The sequence below is a fragment of the Pseudomonas sp. TZ252 genome (assembly GCF_056110345.1).
Genome location: NZ_CM148566.1, coordinates 2780151 through 2801469 on the forward strand (window position 1 = coordinate 2780151; position 21319 = coordinate 2801469).

Annotated in this window: 21 protein-coding genes and 1 tRNA gene; 8 read left to right on the forward strand and 14 right to left on the reverse strand. The window is 67.3% G+C overall.

The window, feature by feature from the left end; translation table 11 throughout:
* Nucleotides 1-144 precede the first annotated feature (144 nt).
* Nucleotides 145-663: an Hcp family type VI secretion system effector gene (locus ACYAF3_RS12775; RefSeq protein ID WP_003083317.1), complete on the reverse strand. Its 519-nt coding sequence runs from the start codon at nucleotides 661-663 to the stop codon at nucleotides 145-147.
* 1249 nt (nucleotides 664-1912) lie between these two features.
* Nucleotides 1913-1989 (reverse strand) — tRNA-Arg (locus ACYAF3_RS12780).
* Nucleotides 1990-2618: 629 nt separating this feature from the next.
* Here ACYAF3_RS12780 and gabD point away from each other — a divergent pair.
* The 3 genes from gabD (at nucleotide 2619) to ACYAF3_RS12795 (ending at nucleotide 7120) form a co-directional block, all read left to right on the forward strand.
* Nucleotides 2619-4070: an NADP-dependent succinate-semialdehyde dehydrogenase gene (gene gabD / locus ACYAF3_RS12785; protein ID WP_003106269.1), complete on the forward strand. Its 1452-nt coding sequence runs from the start codon at nucleotides 2619-2621 to the stop codon at nucleotides 4068-4070.
* 244 nt (nucleotides 4071-4314) lie between these two features.
* Nucleotides 4315-5595, forward strand: coding sequence for a 4-aminobutyrate--2-oxoglutarate transaminase (gabT, locus tag ACYAF3_RS12790; protein ID WP_003106268.1), 1281 nt, complete (start codon nucleotides 4315-4317; stop codon nucleotides 5593-5595).
* A 325-nt stretch (nucleotides 5596-5920) separates the two neighbouring features.
* Nucleotides 5921-7120: an HDOD domain-containing protein gene (locus ACYAF3_RS12795; RefSeq protein WP_003084206.1), complete on the forward strand. Its 1200-nt coding sequence runs from the start codon at nucleotides 5921-5923 to the stop codon at nucleotides 7118-7120.
* A 153-nt stretch (nucleotides 7121-7273) separates the two neighbouring features.
* Here the strand turns inward: ACYAF3_RS12795 and pdxR are convergent, their stop codons facing one another.
* The gene (pdxR, locus tag ACYAF3_RS12800; protein WP_003106262.1) at nucleotides 7274-8695 is read right to left on the reverse strand and encodes a MocR-like pyridoxine biosynthesis transcription factor PdxR; all 1422 of its coding nucleotides are present in this window, start codon (nucleotides 8693-8695) and stop codon (nucleotides 7274-7276) included.
* A 126-nt stretch (nucleotides 8696-8821) separates the two neighbouring features.
* Here pdxR and ACYAF3_RS12805 point away from each other — a divergent pair, with 126 nt between their 5' ends.
* Genes ACYAF3_RS12805 through ACYAF3_RS12815 form a run of 3 tightly spaced genes read left to right on the forward strand, consistent with a single transcriptional unit; the run spans nucleotide 8822 to nucleotide 9996 of the window.
* A complete protein-coding gene (locus tag ACYAF3_RS12805; RefSeq protein ID WP_023121859.1) occupies nucleotides 8822-9259 on the forward strand; it encodes a carboxymuconolactone decarboxylase family protein in 438 nt (145 codons plus the stop codon).
* 11 nt (nucleotides 9260-9270) lie between these two features.
* A complete protein-coding gene (locus ACYAF3_RS12810) occupies nucleotides 9271-9678 on the forward strand; it encodes a cupin domain-containing protein (protein ID WP_029610079.1) in 408 nt (135 codons plus the stop codon).
* Nucleotides 9679-9711: 33 nt separating this feature from the next.
* Nucleotides 9712-9996 (forward strand): antibiotic biosynthesis monooxygenase family protein, encoded by a 285-nt coding sequence (locus ACYAF3_RS12815; protein ID WP_003106257.1) that lies wholly within the window; start codon nucleotides 9712-9714, stop codon nucleotides 9994-9996.
* On the opposite strand, the gene ACYAF3_RS12820 is transcribed toward ACYAF3_RS12815, so the two are convergent.
* The 4 genes from ACYAF3_RS12820 to ACYAF3_RS12835 all read right to left on the reverse strand — a co-directional run bounded on the left by ACYAF3_RS12820 (nucleotide 9993) and on the right by ACYAF3_RS12835 (nucleotide 13917).
* Nucleotides 9993-10925, reverse strand: coding sequence for a LysR family transcriptional regulator (locus ACYAF3_RS12820; RefSeq protein WP_003106255.1), 933 nt, complete (start codon nucleotides 10923-10925; stop codon nucleotides 9993-9995). The genes ACYAF3_RS12815 and ACYAF3_RS12820 overlap by 4 nt on opposite strands.
* Nucleotides 10926-10974: 49 nt before the next feature.
* Nucleotides 10975-12189 carry a CynX/NimT family MFS transporter gene (locus ACYAF3_RS12825; protein WP_474727909.1) on the reverse strand — a complete coding sequence of 405 codons (1215 nt, stop codon included), beginning with the start codon at nucleotides 12187-12189 and terminating at the stop codon, nucleotides 10975-10977.
* A 162-nt stretch (nucleotides 12190-12351) separates the two neighbouring features.
* Nucleotides 12352-13122, reverse strand: a complete 771-nt coding sequence (locus tag ACYAF3_RS12830) for a hypothetical protein (protein WP_034007873.1) — start codon at nucleotides 13120-13122, stop codon at nucleotides 12352-12354.
* Nucleotides 13123-13230: 108 nt separating this feature from the next.
* A complete protein-coding gene (locus ACYAF3_RS12835; RefSeq protein ID WP_474727910.1) occupies nucleotides 13231-13917 on the reverse strand; it encodes a Crp/Fnr family transcriptional regulator in 687 nt (228 codons plus the stop codon).
* A 75-nt stretch (nucleotides 13918-13992) separates the two neighbouring features.
* Between ACYAF3_RS12835 and ACYAF3_RS12840 the strand changes: the two genes are divergently transcribed.
* Nucleotides 13993-14508 (forward strand): Mpo1 family 2-hydroxy fatty acid dioxygenase, encoded by a 516-nt coding sequence (locus tag ACYAF3_RS12840; protein WP_003107722.1) that lies wholly within the window; start codon nucleotides 13993-13995, stop codon nucleotides 14506-14508.
* A 39-nt stretch (nucleotides 14509-14547) separates the two neighbouring features.
* On the opposite strand, the gene loiP is transcribed toward ACYAF3_RS12840, so the two are convergent.
* Both loiP and ACYAF3_RS12850 read right to left on the reverse strand, forming a co-directional pair.
* The gene (gene loiP / locus ACYAF3_RS12845) at nucleotides 14548-15306 is read right to left on the reverse strand and encodes a metalloprotease LoiP (protein ID WP_003084230.1); all 759 of its coding nucleotides are present in this window, start codon (nucleotides 15304-15306) and stop codon (nucleotides 14548-14550) included.
* A 171-nt stretch (nucleotides 15307-15477) separates the two neighbouring features.
* Complete coding sequence (locus ACYAF3_RS12850; RefSeq protein ID WP_003118717.1) at nucleotides 15478-16230, reverse strand: sulfite exporter TauE/SafE family protein; 753 nt, start codon at nucleotides 16228-16230, stop codon at nucleotides 15478-15480.
* Nucleotides 16231-16323: 93 nt separating this feature from the next.
* Here ACYAF3_RS12850 and ACYAF3_RS12855 point away from each other — a divergent pair, with 93 nt between their 5' ends.
* Nucleotides 16324-17022, forward strand: coding sequence for an ArsR/SmtB family transcription factor (locus tag ACYAF3_RS12855; RefSeq protein WP_003160946.1), 699 nt, complete (start codon nucleotides 16324-16326; stop codon nucleotides 17020-17022).
* Nucleotides 17023-17035: 13 nt separating this feature from the next.
* Here ACYAF3_RS12855 and ACYAF3_RS12860 read toward each other — a convergent pair whose 3' ends face one another.
* From ACYAF3_RS12860 to oscA, 5 genes are all read right to left on the reverse strand, one after another.
* Nucleotides 17036-18025 (reverse strand): sulfate/molybdate ABC transporter ATP-binding protein, encoded by a 990-nt coding sequence (locus ACYAF3_RS12860; RefSeq protein WP_003104490.1) that lies wholly within the window; start codon nucleotides 18023-18025, stop codon nucleotides 17036-17038.
* A 3-nt stretch (nucleotides 18026-18028) separates the two neighbouring features.
* Complete coding sequence (cysW, locus tag ACYAF3_RS12865) at nucleotides 18029-18898, reverse strand: sulfate ABC transporter permease subunit CysW (protein WP_003084239.1); 870 nt, start codon at nucleotides 18896-18898, stop codon at nucleotides 18029-18031.
* 10 nt (nucleotides 18899-18908) lie between these two features.
* Nucleotides 18909-19727 (reverse strand): sulfate ABC transporter permease subunit CysT, encoded by an 819-nt coding sequence (gene cysT / locus ACYAF3_RS12870; RefSeq protein WP_003084241.1) that lies wholly within the window; start codon nucleotides 19725-19727, stop codon nucleotides 18909-18911.
* A gap of 161 nt (nucleotides 19728-19888) precedes the next feature.
* Nucleotides 19889-20887 (reverse strand): sulfate ABC transporter substrate-binding protein, encoded by a 999-nt coding sequence (locus ACYAF3_RS12875; RefSeq protein WP_003084243.1) that lies wholly within the window; start codon nucleotides 20885-20887, stop codon nucleotides 19889-19891.
* A gap of 176 nt (nucleotides 20888-21063) precedes the next feature.
* Nucleotides 21064-21246: a sulfur starvation response protein OscA gene (gene oscA, locus ACYAF3_RS12880; protein WP_003084246.1), complete on the reverse strand. Its 183-nt coding sequence runs from the start codon at nucleotides 21244-21246 to the stop codon at nucleotides 21064-21066.
* Between the last annotated feature and the right edge of the window lie 73 nt (nucleotides 21247-21319).

Sequence of the window (21319 nt, forward strand, 5' to 3'; positions counted from 1 at the left end):
ATCCGTTGGAGAAGCGAGCCCCACGTTACTCTTGCTCAGCCGCTGCCGAAAGTCTTGGCTCGGTGTCTATTTCGCGAAGTAGCGGACATTTTCGGCTCGACGGAGAACCGGCCGTACAGGTGTACGACCGGTGTGCCTGTCAACTCACCCTGCCACCGGCGAGCGCCAGTCGTCGGAGCCGGAGGTGCCAGAGACTTCGTGGGTCCAGGTGATCTTGCGGTAGGTGAAGTGCACGTCTTCCAGGTGGGTGAAGTGGGCGTTGCCCGGGTCCTGGCAGTTGTGCATGTAGTCCTTGATGTCGACGATGATCGCGTCTTCCAGGACGGTGGTGTAGTAGTGCTCCTGGGTGCCGGCGGCGGAGGTGCGGTACCACTGGATCTCGACCTTGGTCAGGCGCTCGCCGGAGGTCAGGGCGGCCAGCAGCAGGGGCGAGGCCTTGTCGAAGACCTTGGTGATGACCACCGGCTTGTGCACGCGCTGGCCGGTCGGCTGGCCGGACTGCGGGTCGCGCGGGATGATCACTTCGTGGTTGAAGCCCTGGACCATCACCTGGTCCTCGTGGCCTTCCTGGTAGGTGTTGCCGACCGAATCCTCGGTGAAGGCGCCGGCGGTGATCAGGCCCTGCTTGGTGCCGGTGATGGACATGTAGGCGGGGGTTGCCATGGATACGTTCCTTGTCGTTGAAAGTGCCCAGGCGATATGCCGGGGGCATCGGTGCTAGACAAGAACCGTGCCACTAGTCTTGAAACTCTTTTCCATCAAGGCGTTATTGGGGGAAGCCAAAAATTCGCTGGCGATTCTCATGGGAAGAACACTGAAAATTGCGCAACTTTTTGCGCACCGCTTGCAAAAAGTTGCGCACTCTCTCGGAGCCCTTTGGGTATTTGCTCCCTAGCGTTCTATCCACAGCTTTATCCACCAAAAAGTTGCACAATGGCTTTTGGATTGTGAGGCTGAATGGTCGGAGTATTTTCTGCCCCTATCCAAACAACGCTTCAGCACGGGTAGTCTGATTGTCCAAACGTTCACCAAGCCCAGCCGGTACAAGCTCACCTTTCCACCGTATGCGTGACCTCTCCCTCAGCCGGTATTCCCCCAATGGGGGCGAACCGCCGTTCAAATGCGGGCGGCCGGCTTGAAGTCGGATAGTCTGACCTCAAAACCGGCAAATCGCCGGTTTTGGATCTCCTGCATTGCAGGCAAAGGCTCGCTGCGTTCAAGCGCAAATACGGGAATATCCCGCATTTGAAAACCCGGCTTGAAAAGTACGCAAAACGTCCTTTTGACTGCGGACGAAATTCGTCGTCAGTCGGTGTTTTGTGCGTCCGAATTTCGGACGCACAAAATCCCCCAGATTCGGGGTATTACGAGAGTCTCGTAAAACTCTCACTCCAGCCACCGGCTGAAGCCGCCACTACAAAATATTCGTAGTGAACATGCCCTGATTTTTCAGGAGATGATCGCGCGACCGTGGCCGCAATTTTGTGGAGATGGCGACCCCGCTGAGTTACGGCCTCGGGCATTAACGTTGGAGCAACGTTGGCTAACGGTGGACTAACGTTGATCGCGTTACCGGGAAGGGGGCGCATTTCAAGTGCGCCCCTTGGCGCGACCAGCGATGGCTCCGAACTGAGCCATGGGCTAACGCGGCGCTATCTCACAACCACCAATGGGGGAAGTGAGGAGAATCCCACCTTGCCTGACCAATCGCCAGGGGATCGAACTTACCGGGAGCGACGCAGGCCACCCGGTTGCCCTGCTGGAACTGACGACAGACATTTGAGCTGGCCGGCATAAAAAAGCCCCGCCTGAGCGATTCAGGACGGGGCTTTCCTTTAGGCTTACTGCACCCACCATGCACCCATGAGAGGTGGCTTGTGGCTAATGACTTTTGGTAAGTGCTTGATTTGTATGGCGCATCCGGCGGGATTCGAACCCACGACCCCTGCCTTCGGAGGGCAGTACTCTATCCAGCTGAGCTACGGATGCAGCGCCGCGGCTCGCGCGGCAGGCCGCAATCATACGCATCTCGTCGGCGGGAGTCCATTCCATGTGCGTACGTTCGTGATTTCGAACGAAAACGACCGTCCGTCGAGGATGTGCTCAGAAAAGCAGCAGAATTTTCCGACTTTCGTTGATTTTATCGAACGGGGTATTGCCCTTTGTCAGTGGTGGCCCTAGGATTCGTTTGAGATTTCAAACGCCCCCAAAGCCACAACAACAGGAGACCGGGGAATTGGCATCAGTTCAGCCGGCCGCGTGCCCCTGGAATGACCTCTTTCTGACCTGCCCGTCGCTCGTCCGGCCTTTCGCGCTGCCGGGCCGCCGTGGTGCCGGCGTGGCGTTTCGTCCGCGTTCCCTTTCCCGCACGAGCCTTTCGTATCCTCCCCGACGCCTGTCGGCGGTCGCGTTCGTCCGCGTCCGCCCGTTGCGCACGGTGGCCGGCCGGTAACGGCGACGCCGCTGGCACAGGGCGCAGGAAATGGAACACCGGGGCGCTGGCCCTTTCGAATAACCAGCAGGCAACACTTTCCGGTTACAACCGAACCAGACAACCAGGCACGCGGGGTAGTCGAGGTAGACCCGCTGCTCACGGCATTCCTCGAAGGAGACAGGTCATGCAACTCAAAGATGCCAAGCTGTTCCGTCAACAAGCCTACGTCGATGGCGCCTGGGTGGATGCCGACAACGGCCAGACCATCAAGGTGAACAACCCGGCCACCGGCGAGATCATCGGCAGCGTGCCGAAGATGGGCGCCGCCGAGACCCGCCGCGCCATCGAGGCTGCCGACAAGGCCCTGCCGGCCTGGCGTGCGCTGACCGCCAAGGAGCGCGCCAACAAGCTGCGCCGCTGGTTCGACCTGATGATCGAGAACCAGGACGACCTGGCCCGCCTGATGACCATCGAGCAGGGCAAGCCGCTGGCCGAGGCCAAGGGCGAGATCGCCTACGCCGCCTCCTTCCTCGAATGGTTCGGCGAAGAAGCCAAGCGCATCTACGGCGACACCATTCCCGGCCACCAGCCGGACAAGCGCATCATCGTGATCAAGCAGCCAATCGGCGTGACCGCGGCCATCACGCCGTGGAACTTCCCCTCGGCGATGATCACCCGCAAGGCGGGCCCGGCCCTGGCCGCCGGCTGCACCATGGTGCTCAAGCCTGCTTCGCAGACCCCGTATTCCGCGCTGGCCCTGGCCGAACTGGCAGAGCGCGCCGGCATTCCGAAGGGCGTGTTCAGCGTGGTCACCGGTAGCGCCGGCGAAGTCGGCGGCGAGCTGACCAGCAACCCGATCGTGCGCAAGCTGACCTTCACCGGTTCCACCGAAATCGGCCGCCAACTGATGGCCGAGTGCGCCCAGGACATCAAGAAGGTGTCCCTGGAGCTGGGCGGCAACGCGCCGTTCATCGTGTTCGACGACGCCGACCTGGACGCCGCCGTCGAGGGCGCGCTGATTTCCAAGTACCGCAATAACGGCCAGACCTGCGTCTGCGCCAACCGCCTGTACGTGCAGGACGGCGTGTACGACGCCTTCGTCGACAAGCTGAAGGCCGCCGTGGCCAAGCTGAACATCGGCAACGGCCTGGAAGCCGGCGTGACCACCGGTCCGCTGATCGACGCCAAGGCCGTGGCCAAGGTCGAGGAACACATCGCCGACGCGGTCTCCAAGGGCGCCAAGGTGGTTTCCGGCGGCAAGCCGCACGCCCTCGGCGGCACCTTCTTCGAGCCGACCATCCTGGTCGACGTGCCGAAGAACGCCCTGGTGTCCAAGGACGAGACCTTCGGCCCGCTGGCGCCGGTGTTCCGCTTCAAGGACGAGGCCGAGGTCATCGCCATGTCCAACGACACCGAGTTCGGCCTGGCGTCCTACTTCTACGCCCGCGACCTGGCCCGCGTGTTCCGCGTCGCCGAGCAACTGGAGTACGGCATGGTCGGCATCAACACCGGCCTGATCTCCAACGAAGTGGCGCCGTTCGGCGGCATCAAGGCCTCGGGCCTGGGCCGCGAAGGTTCCAAGTACGGGATCGAGGACTACCTCGAGATCAAGTACCTCTGCCTGGGCGGTATCTGAGCCCGGCGAGGAACGCATCCGGAGGGGCCGGACGGCAGGCAAGAGCTGCGCCGTCCGGTGTCGACGTTGCCGGTGGTGGCACCGGACGAACCGGGAGACGCGGTCGCCGATCGCGAAGCGGCTCCGAGCCCTGGCGGGCCTGCAAGTCCCGAGGCAGTCGATCATCGCATGCTGCCTTGGGGAGCTTCCTTCCCGCCTTCATCCTTTGACCCGGCCGACCCGATGAGCGGCCACTGAGGAAGCCATGAGCAAGACCAACGAATCCCTGCTGAAGCGTCGCCAGGCCGCGGTACCCCGCGGCGTGGGTCAGATCCACCCGGTCGTCGCCGAGCGCGCCGAGAACTCCACCGTCTGGGACGTGGAAGGCCGCGAGTACATCGACTTCGCCGGCGGCATCGCCGTGCTGAACACCGGCCACCTGCATCCGAAGGTGATCGCCGCGGTCCAGGAGCAACTGGGCAAGCTGTCCCACACCTGCTTCCAGGTGCTGGCCTACGAACCCTACATCGAGCTGGCCGAGGAAATCGCCAAGCGCGTGCCGGGCGACTTCCCGAAGAAGACCCTGCTGGTCACCTCCGGCTCCGAAGCCGTGGAGAACGCCGTCAAGATCGCCCGCGCCGCCACCGGCCGCGCTGGCGTGATCGCCTTCACCGGCGCGTACCACGGCCGCACCATGATGACCCTGGGCCTGACCGGCAAGGTGGTCCCGTACTCCGCCGGCATGGGCCTGATGCCGGGCGGCATCTTCCGCGCCCTGGCGCCCTGCGAGCTGCACGGCGTGAGCGAGGACGACTCCATCGCCAGCATCGAGCGCATCTTCAAGAACGATGCCCAGCCCCAGGACATCGCCGCGATCATCATCGAGCCGGTGCAGGGCGAGGGTGGCTTCTACGTCAACTCCAAGTCCTTCATGCAGCGCCTGCGCGCCCTGTGCGACCAGCACGGCATCCTGCTGATCGCCGACGAAGTGCAGACCGGCGCCGGCCGTACCGGCACCTTCTTCGCTACCGAGCAACTGGGCATCGTTCCTGACCTGACCACCTTCGCCAAGTCGGTCGGCGGCGGCTTCCCGATCTCCGGCGTGGCCGGCAAGGCCGAGATCATGGACGCCATCGCGCCCGGCGGCCTGGGCGGCACCTATGCCGGCAGCCCGATCGCCTGCGCCGCGGCACTGGCCGTGCTGAAGGTGTTCGAGGAAGAGAAGCTGCTGGAACGTTCGCAAGCCGTCGGCGAGCGCCTCAAGGCCGGCCTGCGCGAGATCCAGGCCAAGCACAAGGTGATCGGCGACGTTCGTGGCCTGGGTTCGATGGTGGCCATCGAGCTGTTCGAGGGCGGCGATACCCACAAGCCGGCCGCCGAGCTGGTCAGCAAGATCGTCGTCCGTGCGCGCGAGAAGGGCCTGATCCTGCTCTCCTGCGGCACCTACTACAACGTCATCCGCTTCCTCATGCCCGTCACCATCCCCGACGCGCAACTGGAGAAGGGCCTGGCCATCCTGGCCGAGTGCTTCGACGAACTCGCTTAAGCTTCACCGGCAAAGCGATACCCCCGAGGCCCGCGCGTCCGCGCGGGCCTTTCTTTCAGAGGCTTCACGGAAACGGAAGCCTCTTTTTTCTGCCAGGGTTTTCCGCGAAACGCCCGACGAACAGTTTTCGCCTGTTACCCTTGGGCGCCTGGCGCATACGAATCCTCCCGCATTCCTCCGGTCGTTCCGTTCGTGGCGATTAGGACAGGTCCTAGAGGCGCACCGTGTTCGTCCGTCATACCCTTGTGTGCCCGCGGGCCGTGTCGTGCCCGCCTGTCATGCCTGGTGCGTCCCGCTCGGTTCGCCAGGTTCGAAGAGGAACGCCATGAGTGCCGCGAAAAAGGCCCCCGTCATCCTGATTGCCGACCCGGACCCCTGGAGTCGCGACTTGCTTGGCCAACTGGTCCTCGGCGTGCGTTGCGATGCCCGGCTGGTCCTCTGCGGCGATGGCGGAGAAGCGCTGGCGCATTGCCGGCGCCGGCGCTTCGCGTTGATCCTGGCCGAGCTGAACCTGCCGCAGGTGGATGGCTTCGAGCTGCTGCGCGAAGCGCGCCTGCGCCGCTCGGTCGCCGAGCAGCCGTTCATCCTGATCAGCGACCGCGCCGACCAGGCCAGCGTGCGCGCCGCCGTGGCACTGGCGCCGACCGCCTACCTGGTGAAGCCGTTCCAGGCCGAGAACCTGATGCAACGCCTGCGAGGGTTGTTGCTGAAGGGCGACGAAGTGGTCGCCTGTCCGCTGCCGGAGCGGGACGCGGGCGAGAACCTGGAGGCTTTCCTCGAACGCGCGCGCGACTCCGCGGAGGGGGCGCCGTTGCTGGCCGACGTGCGTGCCGCCAGCGATCGTTGCCTGAGCGCCGAGGAGCATCCGCTGCGCGTGCTGGAGGATGAGTTCGGCCGCGATCCGCAGATCACCGCTGGCCTGATCGCCGCCGCCAACAGCGCCGCCCGGCACGTCGGTCCGGCCTGCCAGACCCTGGGCCAGGCCCTGCGGCGGCTGGGACTCGGGCACAGCCTGAACCTGGTGCTCGGTTTCAGCCTGCAGCGGGCCATCCAGCTCGGCGAGCCGCTACTGGCCGAGCGCGCCATGCACTTCTGGGATCTTTCGCAACGTTGCGCGGACATCGCTTGGGAACTGGCCGACGCCCTCGGCGCGGACGTCGAGCGCTGCTATACCGCAGGGCTGCTGCATCGCCTGGGCGACCTGGCGCTGCTGCGGACATTGCAGGATTGGTGCGATGGCGGCGGCGCGCTGGACGAGGCGCGCCTCGACGAGCTGCTGGGGCGTTTCGGCGCCAGCTTCGGCTCGGCCCTGCGGGCGCGTTGGCGGCTGCCGCTGGAGCTGCGCCGGCTGATCGCTGCGGCGTACCAGTTCGGTGGCGTGCTTTCCCGCGAAGAGCTGATCCTCAGCCTGGCGACCCAGGCCGCCAGCCTGCCCGAGGACGACGCGGAGCAACTGGCCGAGAGCAAGGCTGCCCGCATGCTCGGGCTGGACGGCGAACGACTGGCGAAACTGCTGCAGCCCTGAGCCGTCCTCGCCGGGCCTTTGTCCCATAGGGCGGATAACGCGGCGCGTCATGCGCCGCTGGGCATGGGCGCGGTTGCAATCGAGCCTCTTGCCGGGGAGATCGGCTCCTACGCACGCCGCCGAGTTGCCGGCCGTGGATGGGCGGGAGCGAGCCTAGCGCCGCAGCTCGGCGCGCAACAGGTCCAGCGCCGGGTCGATGTCGTCCCGTTCGATGCAGCCGAAGCCGAAGAGGAAGCCGGCCTGTGCCGGGGTTTCCGCGTAGAAGGGCGGCAGGGTGCCGACCTCCAGGCCTTGCTGGCGCAAATGACGGGCGATGCGCAGCACATCCAGCGGTTCGCGACAGCGCGCCGCGAGGTGGATCCCGGCCACCGCCGGCAGCGCTTCGAGCCAGGGGCTCAGGTCGCCGTGCAGGCGTTCCAGCAGGCGTCCGCGACGCTGGGCGTATTCGCGTTGCAGGCGGCGCGTATGGCGGGCGAAGTCGCCGCGCTGGATGAACAGCGCGAGGGCGCGTTGCTGCAAGGTCTCGCTGTGCCGGTCGACCAGCTTGCGCGCCGCCAGCACCGCTTCGCGCAGGCTTGCCGGCGGCAGCAGGTAGCCGAGGCGCAGCTCGGGGAAGAGGGTCTTGGAAAAGGTCCCGAGGTAGGCCACCTGGCCGTTCCGGTCGAGGCTGCGCAGCGACTCCAGCGAACGCCCGTCGAAGCGGTACTCGCTGTCGTAGTCGTCCTCGATGATCAGCGCCCGGTGGCGCTGCGCCCAGTCCAGCAACTGCAGGCGCCGCTCCAGGCTCATCGGCATGCCCAGCGGGAACTGGTGCGACGGGGTGACGTAGACCAGCTTGGCGTTGTCCGGCAGCAGGTCGACGCGCAGCCCCTCGGCGTCCACCGGCACTCCGCGCACCTCGGCGCCGGTGGCCAGCAGGCTGGCGCGGGCCGGCGGATAACCGGGTTCCTCGACCACCGCCAGGTCGCCGGGGTCGAGCATCACCCGGGCCAGCAGGTCGAGTCCCTGCTGGGCGCCCTGGGTGACCATCAGGGCGTTCCAGTCGCACTGCACGGCGCGGTTGATCGCCAGGTAGCGGGAGATCGCCAGGCGCAGCTCGGGGTCGCCTTCGGTTTCCTTGTAGAACGCCGGCGAGCGCTGTTGCAGGCGTAGCGCCTGGAGCACGCAGGTACGCCAGGTATCGAAGGGAAAGCGGCGCTTGTCGGTCGTGCCGCCGGCGAAGCTGTAGCGGAGCGGTGCTCGCTGGTCCATCAGACCGGACTGCGGTTCGATGCGTGCCCAGCGCGCGGCCGGCCGCAACGGACCGTCGGCGCGCTGCGGCGGCGCTTCCCCGGCGGGCCCGCGGGCGACGAAGGTGCCGCTGCCGACCCGGCCTTCGAGGAAGCCCTCGCTGGCGAGGCGCTCGTAGGCTTCGCTGACGGTCTTGCGCGACACTTCCAGGCGTTCGGCGAGGTAGCGCGTGGCTGGCAGGCGATCGCCGGTGGCCAGGCGACCATGGAGGATCGCGTCGCGCAGCTGGCGATAGAGCTGGCCGACCAGGTCGTGGCGGCCGTCGAGGATCAGTTGCAGTTCCATGGCGAAATTGGCTACCTGGTATTTCTGGTAATTGGCTCTTCGTGGAAGCCAAAGGCAGGCTTAGTGTTACCCCATGCCGCGCCGCTTTCCACTCTCGCGGCTGCCAATCAGCCAAGGAGATTCGCCATGACCATCCGCCTCGAATGGGCCAAAGCCTCCCCCGACGCCTATGCCGCCATGCTCGGCCTGGAAAAGGCCCTGGCCAAGGCCGGCCTGGAGCGCCCGTTGATCGAACTGGTCTACCTGCGCACTTCGCAGATCAACGGTTGCGCCTACTGCGTGAACATGCATGCCAACGACGCGCGCAAGGCCGGCGAGACCGAGCAGCGTCTGCAAGCGCTCTGCGTCTGGCAGGAAACCCCCTACTTCACCCCGCGCGAGCGCGCCGCCCTGGCCTGGACCGAGCAACTCGCCCGCCTCAGCCAGGGGGCGTTGCCGCACGGCCTGCTCGACGAACTGCGCGAGCACTTCGACGACAAGGAGATCGCCGAACTGACCCTGGCGGTCTCGGCCATCAACGCCTGGAACCGCTTCGGCGTCGGCATGGGCATGCAACCGGAATGAGGTGGACGGCGATGAAGGCCAATCGATCGATCGCCTGCCTGCTGCTCGCCGCGCTGCCGACGCTGGCCAGCGCCCATGCTGCGGAGAAGGTGGAAACCCTGCACGACCAGGCCCTGGCCGAGTTTCCCGGCCATCGTGGGTTGATGCTGACGGTGTCGTTCAAGCCCGGCCAGGTCTCCGCGCCCCATGTGCATCCCGGCTCGGTGTTCGTCTACGTGCTCGAAGGCACCGTGCAGACGCAACTGGAAGGCGGCCCGGTGGAGACCTACACGGTGGGCCAGAGCTGGTACGAGCCGGCGAACGTGCCGCACCTGCTGGCACGCAATCCCGATCCGATGAAGCCGGCCAAGTTGCTGGTCTGGGAGTTGCTCAAGGAGGGCGACCCGATCCTCAAGCCACTGGAGCGCGGCGCCCACTGAGGCGTCGCTCGTTCGCCCGGAGGAGCGTCCGTCATGAGCGCCAGCCAGGTCATCCGTATTCGCGCGCGCAATGGTCAGTCGGAACGGCTTGGCCTGCGCCTGCAACAACTGGTCGAACCGGGGCTGGAGGCGCCGGGTTGCCTGGAGTACCAGGTGCGCAGGGACGCCCTCGAGCCGGATCTCTGGCTGGTGTGCAGCCAGTGGCGGGAAGCGCAGCAGATGTTCGACTACCTGGCCGGCGGCATCCAGCAGGTATTCGCCGAAGTGCTCTGGCGCTCCCTGGCGGCGAGCCTCGAAGTGCAGGATGACGCAGGCTAGAGCAAACCCAGCTCGGCGCAGACGATCAGTACCTGCTCGCGCAGCCAGAGGTTCGCCGGGTCCTGGTCGGCGGCGCGGCTCCATGACAGGTGCAGGGCGAACGGCGGCAGCCCGGGCGGTGCGAGGCAGGCGTGATGGCGGCCATCGTCGAGCAGTGCATGGATACGCCGTGGCAGCATCAGCACGAAGTCGCTGCCCGACAGCAGTTGTAGGGCGGCGACGTAGCTGTTGGCGCGCGCGGCGACCTCGCGGCTGCGGCCCTGGCGTCGCAGCCACGTGTCCACCAGGTTGGCGTTGCTGGCGTCGAGCGGGGTCGGGAAGACGAAGCGGCGCCTGCAGAACTCGTCCAGTTCCAGGCGCTCGTGGCGCGGCTGGGCACGATCCTGTACGCAGAGCAGCTCGTCGCTGAACAGGGCGAGCGCCTGTAGCTCCGGTGCCGGTCGGTGGTACTCGGGACCGAAGTCGAAGACCAGGTCGACCTGGCCGTCGAGCAATGCTTCGGTGGGCAGTTCGGGACCCAGGCGGCGGATGTCCAGGCCGATCCTCGGGCCGTTGGCGGCGAGCCGTCGCAGGAGTGCCGGAAGGATCAGCAGCTCGACGTATTCCGGCGCGCAGAGGGTAAAGGTCCGCGGCTCGCCACGCGGGTCGAAGCTACCCTGGGCGGCGTGACAGGCGTTGATGCGGGCGAGCATTTCCTCCACGTGGGGCAGCATGGCGCGACTCTTGTGGGTCGGCTGCATGCCGCCGCGGGTGGCGATGAACAGCTCGTCGTCGAAGGCCTGGCGCAGTTTCTTCAGGCAGTAGCTGACCGTCGACGGACTGAGGTTCAGGTGTTCGGCGACCTCGACGAGGTTCTGTCGTTGGTGGACCTGTAGGAAGACCAGCAGGTCCTGCATGTCGACCTTGCGCAGGCCGTTGGCGATCAGCATCGGGGCGTCCTGACGGCGTCGGGAGCGCCATCAGAACCCGTCCCTTTCCTCAGCGCAAGCTTTCGGCGCCGACGCCTTGCGGCTGTCGCTCGACGAACAGTGCCGCATAGCGCCGCGGGTCGAAGCGCAGGCCCAGCCCCAGTAGCAGCGCCGCCACCGTGGCCAGCCCGAGCCAGGCGCCGGTGAAGCTGCCGAGGCTGTCGCGCAGCAGCCCGGCGATCCATGGTGAGACCCCGGCGATCAGGTAGCCGGCGCCTTGTACCAGGGCAGCCAGTTGACCGGCGCGTTGCGGCGCGTCGAAGTGGTCGAGGCAGACGATCAAGCCCATGGGGAACAGCCCGCCGATGCCCAGTCCGAGACACAGCGCCCAGAGCAGCGGCAGGCTGGCCGGCGCCCAGGCGAGGCCGAGGAAGCCGGCCAGCATCAGCGCCGTTAGCCCGACCAGCACCGGGCGGCGATCCCGCGAGCGGCTGGCCAGGGCCGGCGCGAGCAACCCGGAGAGCACCTCCATGGCCGTCAGGAAACCGAGCAGCAGCCCGGATTCCTGGGCGCTCCAGCCCTGCTCCAGGTAATAGGGCGCGAGCCAGGCCAGCACGCAGGTGTAGCAGGCCGTGCCGAGGCCGAAGAACAGGACCAGCAGCCAGGTCCGCGGATAGCGCAGGAGGCTCCTGCCCGGCTGCGCGTCGGGCAGGCGCAGGCGGGTGCCGGGTTGCAGCCACCAGGCCAGCAGCGCGAGCGCGGCGAGCGCCGCCCAGGCACCGAGGCCGAGCCGCCAGCCGGCGTGCTCCGCCAGGGTCGGCGCGGCGCTGGCGGACAGCGCCGCGCCAGCCATGATGGCGGTGACGTAGAGCCCCGTGCAGAGCGGCGTGCGCGCGCCGAAACGGGCCTTGATCAGGGCCGGCATCAGCGCCTGGATCAGGGCGATGCCGAGACCGGCGAGCATGGCGCTGCCGAGCAGGTCGGGCAGGCCTCGGCTGCCCAGGCGCAGGGCGCTGGCGGCGCCGATCAGCAGCAGGGCGAGGGCCACCGAACGCCACTCGCCGACGCGGCGGGCGATGCCCAGGCCGAAGAACATGCCGAGGCCGAGGGTCAGCACCGGCAGGGCGGTCAGCAGCGAGACGTCGCCGAAGCTGAGCGCGATCTCGCCGCGCATGGCGTTCAGCAGTGGGCCGACGGCGGCCATGGAGGGCCGCAGGTTGAGGCCGACCAGGACGATGGCGGCCATCAGCCAGAGGGTGCGGCCGGGTGGGTTGGCAGTGGGCATGGCGATCTCCTTTCGGGAGCACCATTGCGCCTGCGCCAGGGCGTGGCGGCAAATCAAAATCCGCAGGGCGGATTCGAAAAAATGCGCTGGCCAGGGAGTCGGGGCGGACGCTGGCGCAACGTTGCGAGTCGCGAGGTTATCCGCCCCGTGCGGCGCGTGGCCTCACTCCGCACTCAAGCGCATCAGGCTTTCGCTCAGGGCCCGCGCGTGGCGGTCGACGATGATCGGCGCCCAGGGCCTGCCGGAAGCGCTGACCAGCGCGCTGCTCTTGCTGTTCAGGTCGCGCAGGGCCTGGCTCAGGTACTCCCAGCGGTTTTCCAGTTTCTTCAGTCCCGCCGGGTTGGCGCTTTGCGCCACCAGCAGGGCGATGCGCCGGTCGATCAGCGGGACCAGCACGCTCTCGTCCTGGCCGAGATAGTCCCGGGGCTGCTCGCGGGCAATCTCCAGCCCGCCCAGGTAGGCGCGCGCCAGGTATTGCAGGGACAGGTACTCGACCCGCACCGGCAACTGCCAGAGCGGCAGGGGCTGGTCTGGCGGGGGCGGCGGCACCTGGCGTTCCACCAGGTTGAGGAAGTCACGCAGGGCGCGGCTCAGTTGCTGCGGGTAGCGCCAGGGCAGGTCCTCTTCGCGGGGGCCGTAGGCCGCGCCTTCACGGATGCGCGCCACCAGCGTCTTTTCGCCTTGCCGCAGGAGCACCCCCTCGGGGGCGGCGGCGAGCGCCCGATCGAGGCTGGCGAGGTCCTTCTCCAGTTGCGCCGCGTGCTGTTCCTGGAAACCCTCGCCGCGCAGCAACAACAGGCTGCCCACCGCGCGACAGGCCTGGACCTGCAGTTGTTGCAGGGCGCGTTGCTGGTCGTCGAGGGTAGCGCGCGCCGGCAGCGCCAGCAGCAGGCAGTAAAGACAGAGGACAGCGGGAAGCGCGGGACGGAGCATGGGGAGATCCTGTTGTTGTCGTTATGGATATCCGCACCGAGGGCAGGTGCCCTGCACACGGTAGCCGGCCATGGCGCGCCTGCAAGCGTTCGAAAGTGTGATTCGCGCTCAGCCGTGGGTGGCCGCGCGCAGGCCGGCGAGGTCGAGAATCTCGATGCCGCCGTAGCTGAGCTGGAGGATGCCCTGGGCTTCGAGGTCCTTGAGGATCTGGTTGGTGGTCTGCCGCGACAGCGACAGCATCAATGCCAGCTGTTCCTGCGGCAGGTGCAGGACCTGCCGGCTGCGGCTGTTGTCGTAGCCCTCGGCGAGCATCAGCAGGCGCCGCGCCAGGCGTTGCGCGGCCGGCAGCAGGGCCATCTCTTCCAGGGCGATGAATGCCAGGCGCAGCTTGTGGCTCATCAGCAGGGCCATGTCGCGCCAGTAATGCGGCTCGCGGCGAAGCTGTTCGAGCAGCGCCGCCTGCGGTACCTGGAGTAGCTGGGTGTGGCCTTCGGCGTAGGCGTCGTGGGTGCGCGCCTGGCCGTCGAACAGGGCGATCTCGCCGAACCAGTGCGGCGCTTCCACCAGGATCAGCAGCGCCTCCTTGCCGTTCTCGCTGACCGCGCTGATACGGATCGCGCCCTCGACCACGCAGTACAGTCCGCAGGGCGCGTCGCCGCGGGCGAACAGGCGCTGGCCCGGCGGCAACTGGCGCGGTTGGGCGAGTGCCAGCAGGTGCGTCTGCAAGGCCTCCGGCAAACCCTGGAACCAGCGGCCGGCCTGGAGTTGCGAACGGTAGTCGGTACGCTCGTTCATGTTTGTCGTCTAGCTGACAGAGTGGAAAACCGGGGCGGCGCGATGATGCGAGAACCCTGGCGTGAGACCACAACAATGAAAACCCTAGTCGATCACCTTGCGCAATACGCCGCCTACCACCGCGACCGGCGCAACATCTTCAGCCATTTCATCGGCATTCCGATGATCGTCCTCTCCATCGCCGTGTTGCTGGCGCGGCCGGCGCTGGGGTTCGGCCTGTCTCCGGCGCTGCTGCTGGCGCTCGCCGCGGCGCTGTTCTACCTGCGCCTGGACCTGCGCTTCGGCGTGGCCATGACGGCGCTGCTGGCGCTGACGGTGTGGGGCGCTGCGCAATTGGCGGCGGGGACTACCGCGGCCTGGCTGGGCTGGGGCGTCGGCCTGTTCGTGGTCGGCTGGATCATCCAGTTCGTCGGTCATTACTACGAAGGGCGCAAGCCGGCCTTCGTCGACGATCTCAGCGGGTTGATCGTCGGTCCGCTCTTCGTGCTGGCGGAACTGGCCTTTCTGCTGGGGCTGCGCGGCGACGTGCAGCGCGAGGTCGAGGAGCGCGCCGGCCCGACCTGCATTCGCGAGCACAAGCGGGCGGCGTGAGGCGGTCTCCCGCGAGCGCGGGAGACCGGGGTGGGAGCGTTACTTGCGATCCGCAGCGATGCGCTGGCGGATGTGATCGGCGCGGGCCTGGGAGCCCGGGTGCGAATCGAACATGCTGCTGTCGCCGCCGCCCAGCTTGGCCAGCTTCTCGAAGGCGGTGACCAGGCCCTGGGTGTTCACTCCGCGCTTCTTCAGCAACTCGTAGGAGAAATCGTCGGCGTCGGATTCCTGGGACTGGGAGAACTGCGCGTTGACCAGCGATTCGGTGAGTTCGCCCAGCTGGGAGCCGGACAGGGCGGCCAGCGCGCCGCTCTTCGAGGCGCCGGCGGCGCCGCGCACCGCGGCGGCCGCGTAGGCGGTCTGGGCGGCCTTGCGGGTGTGGCCGAGGGCGACGTGGCCCATCTCGTGGCCGAGTACGCCTTCGATCTCGTTGTCGCTCATCAGCTCCATCAGCCCGCTGTAGACGCGGATGCAGCCGTTGGCCATGGCCCAGGCGTTGACCTCCTCGGTGAGGTAGACCTTGTAGTTCACCGGCACGCCGTCGATCTGGTCGCCCAGGGCCTTGGCGATCTTGTCCAGGCGCTGGCCGTACTTGCTGTTGGCCGGGGCGATGCGGTTTTGCTGGTCGGACTCGGCGCAGGCCTGGTCGGCGACCTGGCGGACCTCGGCGTCGCTCAGGGTTGCAGCCTTCACCGCCATCATGCCGTGCTGCATGAGGTCCCCCTGGGGCAGGTTCTGGCAGCCGGCCAGGGTGGCGCAGGCGAGGGCCAGGGCGGAAAGGGAAAGACGGGTCTTCATCGTGTGCTCCTTGCGATAGGTGGCGTTCCGTGCCGGACGGGCGTGTTCCGCCCGGTGCCGCGCGCCCGGTGGGGGTCGCGCGGCGGCGGATGATAGCGACTTGTGCCGTTCGTCGGAAGTCCCGCGAAGGCCGCAGGCCCGCCCTGGCGGGTGCGCAATGCGTCCCTGGCGTCAGTGGAAACCGCGCCAGGCGAGGTCGGCGCCGAGCAGCAGGAGACCGACGAAGAAGCAGCGCCTGAACAGCGTCGCGCTGATCCGCTGGCGCAGCCACTGGCCGAGGAGCATCCCGCCCAGCGCCGGGACCAGGGTCAGCAGCGAGGCGCCGAGCATCTGCGGTTCGAGCAGGTCGCCGTGCACGCCGAGAGTGACCGCCAGGGCCAGGGTCGAGGCGCTGAACGACAGGCCGAGGGCCTGGACCAGTTCGTCGCGCTGCAATCCTAGGGCTCCCAGATAGGGCACCGCGGGAATCACGAAAACCCCGGTGACCGCGGTCAGCGCGCCGGTCGCCAGCCCGACCAGCGGGCCGGCCCAGGGCTCGTGGCGCGCCGGCAGGTGCAGCGGGATCGCGGCCAGGCCGAGCAGCGCGTAGGCCGCCAGGGCCAGGCCGAGCACGCCGGTGGCCTGCCTTGGGGCGTCGCCGCCGAGCCATGCGCCGACCAGCAGGGTGCCCACGATCACCCCGAGCAGCAGGCCGGCCAGGCGCTTCATCAAGCCGAGGAAGCGCGGGCCGCAGGCGAGCTGCCAGAGGTTGGTCACCATCGACGGTACGATCAGCAGCGCCGCCGCCTGCATCGGCGGCATGGCCAGGCCGAGCAGGCCCACCGAGACCGTCGGCAGGCCCAGGCCGACCACGCCCTTGACGAAGCCCGCGAGAAGGAAGGTGAGGGCGATCAGTGGGATCAGGGCGTGGAGGTCGACGGACATGCGGGTTCTTCCTTGTCTCGGGCTGGCGCGAACGGGCGATGGCGGCCAGTATCTCTCGTCGTCGACAGGCAATGTTTCACCCGGAGGTGAAGCATGCAATTCAATCCCGGCTTCAGTTCGCTGGCGGCGCTGCTCGCCGATCCCGGCCGCGCGCAGATGATCTGGGCACTGATGGATGGCAGCGCCCGCCCGGCCAGCGAGCTGGCGCTGCTGGCGGGCGTCTCGCCGTCCTCCGCCAGCGGCCACCTGGGACGGCTGGTCGAGGGCGGCGTGCTGAGCCTGGAGGCGCGCGGGCGCAATCGCTTCTATCGCCTGGCCGGGCCGGAAGTGGGACAGGCGGTGGAAGCGCTGGTCAGCGCCTCCCTGGCCCTGCAGCCGCAGCGGCGCAGCCTGCCGCCGAGCCACGGCACGCCGTCGGCGTTGCGCGAGGCGCGGACCTGCTACGACCACCTGGCCGGCGAACTCGCGGTCGGTGTGTTCGCACGGATGCTGGATGCCGGCTGGATCGAGCAGGAGGGCAGGACGCTGCGCCTGAGCGCGACCGGCGAGGCCGGGCTGGCCAGGTTGGGAATCGACCTGGCGGAGGTCCGCCGCCGCCGTCGGCAGTTCGCCTGCGCCTGCCCCGACTGGAGCGAACGCAAGCCGCACCTCGGCGGCGCGCTGGGGGCGGCGTTGCTGGAGGCCTGTCTGCGCCAGGGCTGGTTGCGGCCGCAGGACGGCTCGCGGGCGTTGCAGGTGTCGTCGAAGGGCCGCGCGGGACTGCGCGGCCTGGCGGAGCGCACGGCGGGCTGAACCCGCCGCGGGATCAGAGATTGGCCACCGGCTGGAAGGCCTTCGGCTTGAAGTAGAGGGTCTCGCCGCGGGCCAGGCCGGCCAGGCTGTCGTGGTCCTTCACCACTTCGGCTTCGATCAGTTCGTCCTGGCCGTCGACCTTCAGCGTTACCCGGGTGATCGCCCCCAGCGGACGGATGTCGCGGACCTCGGCGGCGCGGTGCTCGGCCACCGCGGAACGCGACAGCGACACTTCGTGGGGGCGGAACAGCAGGTGCTGATCGTTGCCCAGTTGCAGGCGGTTGGAGTCGCCGAGGAAGTGGTAGACGAAATCGCTGGCCGGGTTCTCGTAGACCTCGCCGGGCGAGCCGATCTGCTCGATCACGCCCTTGTTCATCACCACGATGCGGTCGGCCACTTCCATCGCTTCTTCCTGGTCGTGGGTGACGAACACCGAGGTCAGGTTGATCTCCTCGTGCAGGCGCGCCAGCCAGCGGCGCAGCTCCTTGCGTACCTTGGCGTCGAGGGCGCCGAAGGGTTCGTCGAGGAGCAGGATCTTCGGCTCCACCGCCAGCGCGCGGGCCAGGGCGATACGCTGCCGCTGGCCACCGGAGAGTTGCTCGGGATAGCGGTCGGCGAGCCAGTCGAGCTGCACCATGTTGAGCAGCTCGTGGACCTTGGCCTTGATCGCGGATTCGCCCGGCCGCTCGCCCTTGGGCTTCATGCGCAGGCCGAAGGCGACGTTGTCGAACACCGTCATGTGGCGGAACAGCGCGTAGTGCTGGAAGACGAAGCCGACGTTGCGGTCGCGCACGTCGTGCTGCGAGACGTCCTCGCCATGGAACACGATGTTGCCGGCGTCCGGGGTTTCCAGCCCGGCGATGATCCGCAGCAGGGTGGTCTTGCCGCACCCGGAGGGGCCGAGCAGGGCCACCAGCTCGCCGCTCTGGATGTCCAGGTTGATGTTGTCCAGGGCCTTGAAGGCGTTGAAGTTCTTGCTGACGTTACGGATTTCGATACTCATGGTTCATTCCTCGTCAGCATTGCTTTTCAGTCGGGACATGCGGGATTCGCTCCACTGCTTGAGCAGAAGGATGACCAGCGCCATCAGCAGCAACAGGCTGGCGACGCTGAAGGCGGCGACATGGTTGTATTCGTTGTAGAGGATCTCGACGTGCAGCGGCAGGGTGTTGGTGACACCGCGGATATGCCCGGAAACCACCGACACCGCGCCGAACTCGCCCATCGCCCGCGCGGTGCAGAGCACCACGCCGTAGATCAGGCCCCACTTGATGTTCGGCAGGGTCACGTGCCAGAACATCTGCCAGCCGTTGGCGCCGAGCAGGCGGGCGGCTTCCTCCTCCTGGGTGCCCTGCTCCTGCATCAGCGGGATCAGTTCGCGGGCGACGAAGGGCACGGTGACGAAGAGGGTCGCCAGGACGATTCCGGGCACCGCGAAGACGATCTGGATGTCGTGGTCGCTCAGCCATTCGCCGAAGTAGCCCTGGGCGCCGAACAACAGCACGTAGATCAGGCCGGCGATCACCGGCGAGACCGAGAACGGCAGGTCGATCAGGGTCACCAGGATGCTCTTGCCGCGAAACTCGAACTTGCTCACGCACCAGGCGGCGGCGACACCGAACAGCAGGTTGAGCGGCACCGAGATGGCCACCGCGATCAGGGTCAGCTTCAGCGCGGCCAGCGCGTCGGGTTCGAGGATCGCCTCGAAGAAGGTGCCGAAACCCTGCTTCAGCGCCTCGCTCAGGACCACGTAGAGCGGCAGCAGGAGGAACAGGGCGAAGACCAGCCAGGCCAGGACGATCAGGGCCAGGCGGCCGCCGGCGTTGCCGCGGCGGGAGGCGCTGGCGGTGGCAGCGGAAATGCTTGCACTGGACATGGCGCCCTCCTTACGGGGTTTCGATGCGACGCTGCAGCAGGTTGATCAGCAGCAGCAGGATGAAGGACACCACCAGCATCAGCACGCCGATGGCGGTGGCGCCGGTGTAGTCGTACTGGTCCAGCTTGACCATGATCAGCAGCGGCAGGATCTCGGTCTTCATCGGCATGTTGCCGGCGATGAAGATCACCGAGCCGTATTCGCCGACGCCCCGGGCGAAGGCCAGGGCGAAACCGGTCAGCCAGGCCGGCAGCAGCGCCGGCACGAGGATGTGGCGGAACACCTGCAGCGGCCTGGCGCCGAGGCAGGCGGCGGCTTCCTCGACTTCCTTGGGAATGTCGGCGAGCACCGGCTGCACCGTGCGGACCACGAACGGCAGGGTCACGAAAGTCAGCGCCAGGGTGATCCCCAGGGGGGTATAGGCGATCTTGAAGCCGAGGTCGCTGGCGAACTGGCCGACCAGGCCGGCCGGCGCATAGAGCGCGGTGAGGGCGATACCGGCGACGGCGGTGGGCAGGGCGAAGGGCAGGTCGATCATGGCATCGATGATCTTCCGTCCGGGGAATTCGTAGCGCACCAGGACCCAGGCCAGCAGCGTGCCGATCAAGCCGTTGAGCACGGCGGCGGCGAGCGCGGTGCCGAAGCTCAGCTTGAGCGCGGCGAGCACCCGCGGCGCGCTGATGATGGCCCAGAATTGCTCCCAGCTGAGCTGGGTGGTCTTGAGGAACATGGCCCCCAGCGGGATCAGGACCAGCAGGCTGAGGTACACCAGGGTGTATCCCAGGGTCAGCCCGAAGCCGGGTATGACCGGGGAAATGCGTCGTGACATGTTCTGTCCTTACTCTGCGTTGGAACGCTTGGTGGCTCTCCCGGTGCCGGTTCCTTCCGGCAGTGGGCCCGGTACGGGACCGGGCCTGCTAGCCCCCTCGCCCGTCCGGGAGAGGGTCTGGGAGAGGGGCCGTGGTTCGGGCGACGGGTCTGCCGTCGCGATCATTGCGCCTGGTAGATCTGGTCGAAGATGCCCCCGTCGTTGAAGAACTTCGGCTGGGCCGTCTTCCAGCCGCCGAAATCGGAGTCGACGGTGACCAGGTTCAGTTTCGGGAACTGCGTGGCGAACTCGGCGGCGACCTTCTGGTTGCGCGGCCGGTAGAAGTTCTGCGCGGCGATGCGCTGGCCTTCCTCGCTGTACAGGTATTGCAGGTAGGCCTCGGCGACCTTGCGGGTGCCTTTCTTCTCGACCACCTTGTCGACCACCGCGACCGGCGGTTCGGCAAGGATGGAGATGGAGGGTACGACGATCTCGAAGTTTTCCCCGCCCTGTTCCTTCTTCGCCAGGAACGCCTCGTTCTCCCAGGCCAGCAGCACGTCGCCGATCTGGTTGTTGACGAAGGTGATGGTCGAGCCGCGGGCGCCGGTGTCAAGTACCGGTACGTGCTTGTACAGCGCCTGCACGTAGTCCTTGGCCTTCTCGTCGCTGCCGTACTGCTTCTTCGCCCAGGCCCAGGCGGCGAGGAAGTTCCAGCGCGCGCCGCCGGAGGTCTTCGGGTTCGGCGTGATGACTTCCACGCCTTCCTTGGTCAGGTCGCCCCAGTCCTTGATTCCCTTGGGGTTGCCCTTGCGCACCAGGAACACGATGGTCGAGGTGTAGGGGGTGCTGTTGTCCGGCAGGCGTGCCTGCCAGTCGGCCGGCAGCAGCTTGCCGAGCTTGTGCAGTTCGTCGATGTCGCCGGCCAGGGCCAGGGTCACCACGTCGGCCTTGAGCCCGTCGATCACCGCGCGGGCCTGCTTGCCGGAGCCGCCGTGGGACTGCTGGACGGTCAGGTCCTCGCCGCCCTGGGCCTTCCAGTGCTTGATGAAGGCCGCGTTGTAGGCCTGGTACAGCTCGCGGGTCGGGTCGTAGGAAACGTTCAGCAGTTGCGTGGCTGCGGCAACCGGGCCGGAGACCAGGGCGCTGGCGAGTGCGGCCAGGGCGAAACGACGAAGGGACATGTGCAGCTCCTAGGTGTGTGCTGTTTCGATTGTTCTAATGGGGTGTTGGCGGAACGACGGGAACACGGGGCGTCAGGCGCGCATTCGCGGCCGACAGCTGCAGTACCGGTGCGGATGGGGTATCGAACGGATGTTCATGGCGAGACGCCTCCGGTGGTCCAGTCGGGTCGTGTGCTTCAGGCCTGCTTGACGGCCGGTTGCTGCAGACGGAATTTTTCCTTGCGCTCGATCTGCACCACCTGGCCGTTGTGCACGGTGATCTCGACGGCGCCGAAGCGCAGGCCGCGCAGGGCACTCTGGATTTCACGCAGGATGGTGGCTTCGTCCTGGCCATCCAGGCTTCTGAGGGTTGCGCTCATGGGTCTCTGCTCCTGTGGCTCGAGGTGCCGCGTTGCTCGACGAAGTGGAGGCGGCGTGAGGCGCATAGTAAGC